We start from the raw sequence: 5,710 nt of genomic DNA on the forward strand, positions 1-5,710 counted from the left end.
TCGACCGGAACTTCGACCGTGCGGACCGTGCGGCCCGAGGCGGCGTCCTGCTCGAACTCCATCTTGATCAGCTTGCTGCCGAGGCCCTTCCTGATGATCGGGAACTTCCCGGCGTCGAGCATGGGCTTATGCACGTAGAACTCGTCGGGGTTCACCGCGCCCTGCACGACCGTTTCGCCGAGGCCGTAGGAAGCCGTGATGAAGACGACCTGATCAAAGCCCGATTCCGTGTCGAGCGTGAACATGACGCCGGCCGCACCCTTGTCGGAGCGGCACATGCGCTGCACGCCCGCAGAAAGGGCGACTTCCGCGTGGGTGAAGCCCTTGTGGACGCGGTAGGAGATCGCGCGGTCGTTGTAGAGCGACGCGAAGACTTCGCGCATGCGGTGAAGCACGGCGTCGATGCCGACCACGTTCAGCACCGTTTCCTGCTGACCGGCGAAGGACGCGTCCGGGAGGTCTTCCGCGGTGGCGGAGGAGCGCACGGCGACGGAGATTTCGTCCTGGCCGTCTTTGAGCCACTCGTAGAACTCGCGGATTTCGCGTTCGAGTTCGGCCGGGAACGGGGCCGCTTCGATCCAACCGCGGATTTCCGCGCCGGCGGCGGCGAGCGCCTTCACGTCGTCGACGTCGAGGTGGGCGAGACGTTCATGGATGCGGCCTTCGAGGTCGCCTTCCTTCAGGAAGAGGCGGAAGGCCTCGGCGGTCGTCGCGAAGCCGTCCGGCACGCGGATGCCGGCGCTCGTGAGCTGGCTCAGAAGTTCGCCGAGCGAAGCATTCTTGCCGCCGACGCGGTCAACGTCGGTCATGCGGAGCTGACTGAAGGGGAAAACGTAACGACCCTGTACCATGTTGTCCTCTGATACCCGAGTGTCTTCGGGATGATGGATGGAAATCTTGAATGCAACAACCGTGGGCGCAGCCCGCATCCTGCGGGGCACCCGTCGGCTAGTTCGAATTGACTAGCGCGATTGTAACCGCTCGGGACCGTTTTCGGGCCTCGACGGCTCAGGAGTTGCCCGATCCGCGAAGAAAAGTTGCGGTTGTCGACGCGCTGAAACAGCCCCCTCCCAATCGGGAGAGGTTCGAGAGACGCCCCGAAGACGCCCGATGAACGCCGAAGCGGCGTGCGAAAGCGCCTCAAATCCCGCGCGCCGCGCGCGATTTCACCGCGCGATGACGGCACGCCGTACCCTTTTCGGTAGAATGATCGAACGACCTCTACCAGGAGATGCAGGAGATCCGTCCCATGGCCACGCCCCGCCTCGAAAACTACGCCCGACAGTCCGTCTTCGACGCGCTCGCCGCGCTCTTCATCCATCCGGAGACGAGCGGCGTGATTGAACGCTTCCAGGACGCCGTCAAGATTGCCGGCGCGCTCGCGGCCGAGCTCGGCATGGATCCGGCGCCGATGGACCGGCTCCTGGAGAAGCCCATGCCCGACCCGCACGCCGTGCAGGCCGAGTACAAGCGGCTCTTTCTGGACGACGCCCCGAACCGCATTCCCTTGACGGAGTCCGAGTGGAACCTGAAGGCCCAGTTGGGCATTCAGGCCCCGCGCGCCGCCTGCTGCATCGCCTACGACGAGGCCGAAATCGCGATCACGGACGAGCTCGGCGTCCCGGCCGACCACCTCGGGATGATCTTCGGGTTCCTGACGGTGCTTTTCTTGAAGGAAAACGCGGCCGCCGCCGAACGCTTCTTCGACGACCATCCGGCGAAGTGGCTGGCGCAGTTGGCGGCCGAAATCCGCCGCCGTCCCGACGCTCAATTCTTCGTCGACGCCGCCGAGGTGCTCGACACGGTGCTCGAAATCGAAGCGACGCTTCGTGAGGATCAAACGCTTTGACCGACTTCCTGATCACGTCCCCCGTGGTGCTCACGCTCCTCGGGACGGGCTTCACCTTCCTCTGCACGACGATCGGCGCCGCCGCGGTCTTCTTCACGAAGAACGACGCGGAGGGGAGCCGCATGGAGACGATGTCCTTGGGGTTCGCCGCCGGCATCATGACGGCCGCGGCCGTCTGGAGTCTCCTCATCCCCGCGGGCGACGCCGCCCAGGATCAGGGCCTCACGCCCTGGATCGTCACGACGGTCGGGTTCATTTTCGGGGCGCTCTTTCTGAAGCTCCTCGACTCGGCGCTCCCGCACCTTCACCCCGGGAGCGCCACGCCCGAGGGCCCGAAGACGAGCCTGCACCGCGCGCAGCTCCTCTTTCTCGCGATCACGCTCCACAACCTCCCCGAAGGCGGCTCCGTGGGGCTTTCCGCCGGGCTCGCGGGGTTGTCGGAGAACCCCGTCGCGCTCTCCTCGGCCCTGGCGCTCGCGATCGGCATCGGTTTGCAGAACATTCCCGAAGGCGCCGCCGTCTCGATTCCGATGGCCTCCCAGGGGCACTCCCGCTGGAAGGCGTTCCTCTTCGGGACGTTCTCGGGCGTCGTCGAACCGATCTGCGGCCTCATCGTCGTCCTGGGGCTGCCCTACTTCATGGGCCTCATGCCCTGGATGCTCGCCTTCGCCGCGGGCGCGATGATCTACGTGGTCGTGGAAGAACTCGTCCCGTCCGCACACTTGTCCGAGCACTCCGACTTGGGGACCCTGAGCTTCATGACCGGGTTCGCGATCATGATGGCGCTCGACATGGGGCTCTCCTTCTGACGTACCGGCGCGGAAGACCTCCCGAAACCTCACGCTCAACGCCGCAGGGGCCGCCTCCTGCGGCGTTTTCCATCCGTTTCCGCATCGTTTTCCGGGCGGCCGAACCCCCGTCAATACGCCGGAAGGCGTAGGGCCCCGAATCCCCTGACCATTCTCAAGTCCGCCCCGATCCGTCACGCGCGCGTCACGCCGGCGAAACCGCACTGAAAAGCTTCCGTCACAGAGAAAATCACCCCGAAGAACGCTCGTCTTCCTTCGTTTCCCGGCTTTTCTGCGGCGAGCGCGCGGGTTTCGGGCGCGGCCCCTCAAAAGCGCTTTGTCATCGAAATGTCATAAAGCCGTCATCCGGGTGTAGGGATGTCTGCGTAGGATGGCGGGCAATCCAACCGACATCCCTCCCTAAAATGGATTCCCTCTTCATCGTCTGCCTCGGGCTTCTCGGCCTTCTGGCAGTCTTCGACCTCTACGTGGGCGTCTCGAACGACGCCGTCAACTTCCTCAATTCCGCCGTCGGCTCCAAAACGGCTCCCTTCAACATCGTTCTCGCCGTCGCGAGTGCGGGCGTCCTCCTCGGGGCGACGTTCTCCTCAGGGATGATGGACATCGCCAAGTCCGGCGTCCTCGTCCCCGCGATGTTCACCTACCACGATGTGCTCGTGATCTTCTGCGCGGTGATGGTCACCGACGTGCTCCTCCTCAACCTCTTCAATTCGCTGGGGCTTCCGACCTCCACCACCGTCTCGATCGTCTTCGAGCTCCTCGGCGGCACGGTCGCCCTCGCCGCGATCAAGATCTGGAGTGAAGGGCTTCCTATGGCGGACCTCGGGAGCTACGTCAACAGCGCGAAGGCGCTCTCGATGATCATGGCGATCCTGGTGTCGGTTTTGGTCGCGTTCGTCTCGGGCCTCGTCGTGCAGTTCGTGATGCGCCTCGTGTTCAGCTTCAACTACCAGCGCATCTACCAGTGGATCGGCGGCCTCTTCGGCGGCCTCTGCATGACCGCGATCGTCTACTTCCTCGTGATGAAGGGCGCGAAGGGCGCCTCCTTCATGACGCCGGAACTCCTCGCCTGGATGGAAGCCAACACCGAGCTCATCCTCTTCACGGTCTTCTTCTCGACAACCTTCATCATGCAGGCCTGCATTTCGCTGCGCCGCATGAACGTCTTCCCCTTCATCATCCTCTCGGGCACGTTCGCCTTGGCCTTCGCCTTCGCCGGGAACGACCTCGTGAACTTCGTGGGCGTGCCGCTCGCCGCTTTGGACGCCTGGAACATCTTCTCCGTCGTCCCCGGCGCCGACGCCGACACCTTCATGATGGGCGGCTTGGCCGAGAGCACCAAAACGAACTCCCTCTGGCTTCTCGCCTCGGGCGCCGTCATGGTCGTGACGCTCTGGACCTCGAAGAAGGCCCGCCGCGTGATCGACACCTCGGTGAACCTCTCGGCCTCGAGCCGAGGCGGCAAGGAGCAGTTTGGGTCGTCGCTGCCCGCCCGCATGCTCGTCCGCTCTTCCATCAGCACCACGAGCGCCGTCGCGCAGTTCCTCCCCGCCTCCGTCCTTCGTGCGATCGGCCGCCGCTACGAGCCCCGCATCACGAAGCCGGGCGACCCGCAGGTCGCCTTCGACGAAGTCCGCGCCTGCGTGAACCTCGTCCTCGCCGCGGCGCTGATCGCGTCCGCCACGAGCCTGAAGCTCCCGCTCTCCACCACGTACGTCACCTTCATGGTCGCGATGGGCTCGTCCCTCGCCGACGGGGCCTGGGACCGCGAGAGCGCCGTCTACCGCGTCTCGGGCGTCCTCACCGTCGTCTCCGGCTGGTTCATGACGGCCTTCACCGCCGCGGGCGGCTGCGCCCTCGTCGTCTTCCTCTTCGCGAAGACCGGCCTCACCGTGATGATCCTCGCGATGCTCGTCGCCGCCGCGATCCTTGTGAAGACCAACCTCTTCTCGAAGGACGAAGCCGCCGACTTCGAAGAAGACCTCTTCGTCTCCGAAGGGAACGCCGCCGCGATCAACGATCTGCTGCAGATCGCCGTCCCGAAGAACTTCAGCGCCATGCTGAGGCTCTCGTCGGAGAGCATCGACGCGCTCCTCGGGAAGGACGCGAAGGAATTGAAGTCGCTCAAAAACGAAGCCGTGCGCTTGTTCGACCGCATCTCCGCCGAACGCGGCGCCTACTACATGTTCCCGAACGACAAGAACGCGCCCAAGATCGACCGCGACGCCCGCACCTTCTACTACCGTGCCTGCACGAACATGAAGGAAGTGAGCCATGCGCTGCGCGACCAGATCGGGCTGTCCGAGCACTACGTCGCGAACCTGCACTCGGCCTACACGGGTGAGATGCATCAGGCCTTGAAGGCGATCTCGCTGCAGCTTCACAAGATGCAGGAGAAGATGACGCCCGACACGATGCATGAGCTGAGCGATCTGCTCGACCGCGCGCAGGAAGCCTACATCCACCAGAACGCGCTCCAGCCGATTTCGCTTCGAAAGAGCGAGCTTTATCTCGGCAAACTCATGTTCATCCGCGAAATGGCGAACCGCTTCGCCCTCGTGCAGATGCTCCTTCAGGACCTCGCGCACCCCGCCGAGGACCCCCAGAAGGATCCCGGCACGGTGACGCCCGCGACGGCGCACTGACCGCCCGCACGCTTGCGACGTGATCCCAAGGCCGCCCGGCGCACCGCGCCCGGGCGGCCTTCTTCTTGGACGCCGGAGGCATGGCCCGATCCTCTCGGACGCGCCTCTCTCCTGTTGCCCGTCGGCCCCAAAACAAGAATCTTTCGCAACGGGCTTGACCTTGAAGTTGCTTCAGGCTTTTTAATGAGGGACATCTGAACGAACATCCGTCGCCCGAGTCCTTTTCCTGAGTCCAACGAAAGACGACGAAGGGCGGCGAAACCCAACCGGAGAGCACCCCAAGATGCCCACCGTCACGCTCCACATTCCCGACATGTGCTGCCCCGTCGAAGGGGCGGCCGCCGAGCGCCACCTCAAAACCCGTCCCGAAGTCGGCGCCGTCGCCTGCGACTACGGCTCGCGCCGCG

At 64.6% G+C, this 5,710-nt stretch carries 4 protein-coding genes; 3 read left to right on the top strand and 1 reads right to left on the bottom strand.

The features are described from left to right. Positions 1 to 851, bottom strand: an 851-nt coding sequence (locus HMPREF9440_RS11960; RefSeq protein ID WP_040763974.1) for a PEP/pyruvate-binding domain-containing protein, incomplete at its 3' end; no start/stop codon positions are given. A 398-nt stretch (positions 852 to 1,249) separates the two neighbouring features. On the opposite strand from HMPREF9440_RS11960, the gene HMPREF9440_RS05685 reads away from it, so the two are divergent. The 3 genes from HMPREF9440_RS05685 to HMPREF9440_RS05695 all read left to right on the top strand — a co-directional run bounded on the left by HMPREF9440_RS05685 (position 1,250) and on the right by HMPREF9440_RS05695 (position 5,303). Next, positions 1,250 to 1,849 (top strand): TorD/DmsD family molecular chaperone, encoded by a 600-nt coding sequence (locus tag HMPREF9440_RS05685; RefSeq protein WP_157180695.1) that lies wholly within the window; start codon positions 1,250 to 1,252, stop codon positions 1,847 to 1,849. Continuing rightward, entirely contained in the window at positions 1,846 to 2,658 is an 813-nt protein-coding gene (locus HMPREF9440_RS05690) for a ZIP family metal transporter (protein ID WP_008542347.1), read from the top strand. Before HMPREF9440_RS05685 ends, HMPREF9440_RS05690 begins: the two co-directional genes overlap by 4 nt. A gap of 404 nt (positions 2,659 to 3,062) precedes the next feature. Then, positions 3,063 to 5,303 (top strand): inorganic phosphate transporter, encoded by a 2,241-nt coding sequence (locus HMPREF9440_RS05695; protein ID WP_008542348.1) that lies wholly within the window; start codon positions 3,063 to 3,065, stop codon positions 5,301 to 5,303. Positions 5,304 to 5,710 lie beyond the last annotated feature (407 nt).

The organism is Sutterella parvirubra YIT 11816, from assembly GCF_000250875.1.
Classification (GTDB): Bacteria; Pseudomonadota; Gammaproteobacteria; order Burkholderiales; family Burkholderiaceae_F; genus Sutterella; species Sutterella parvirubra.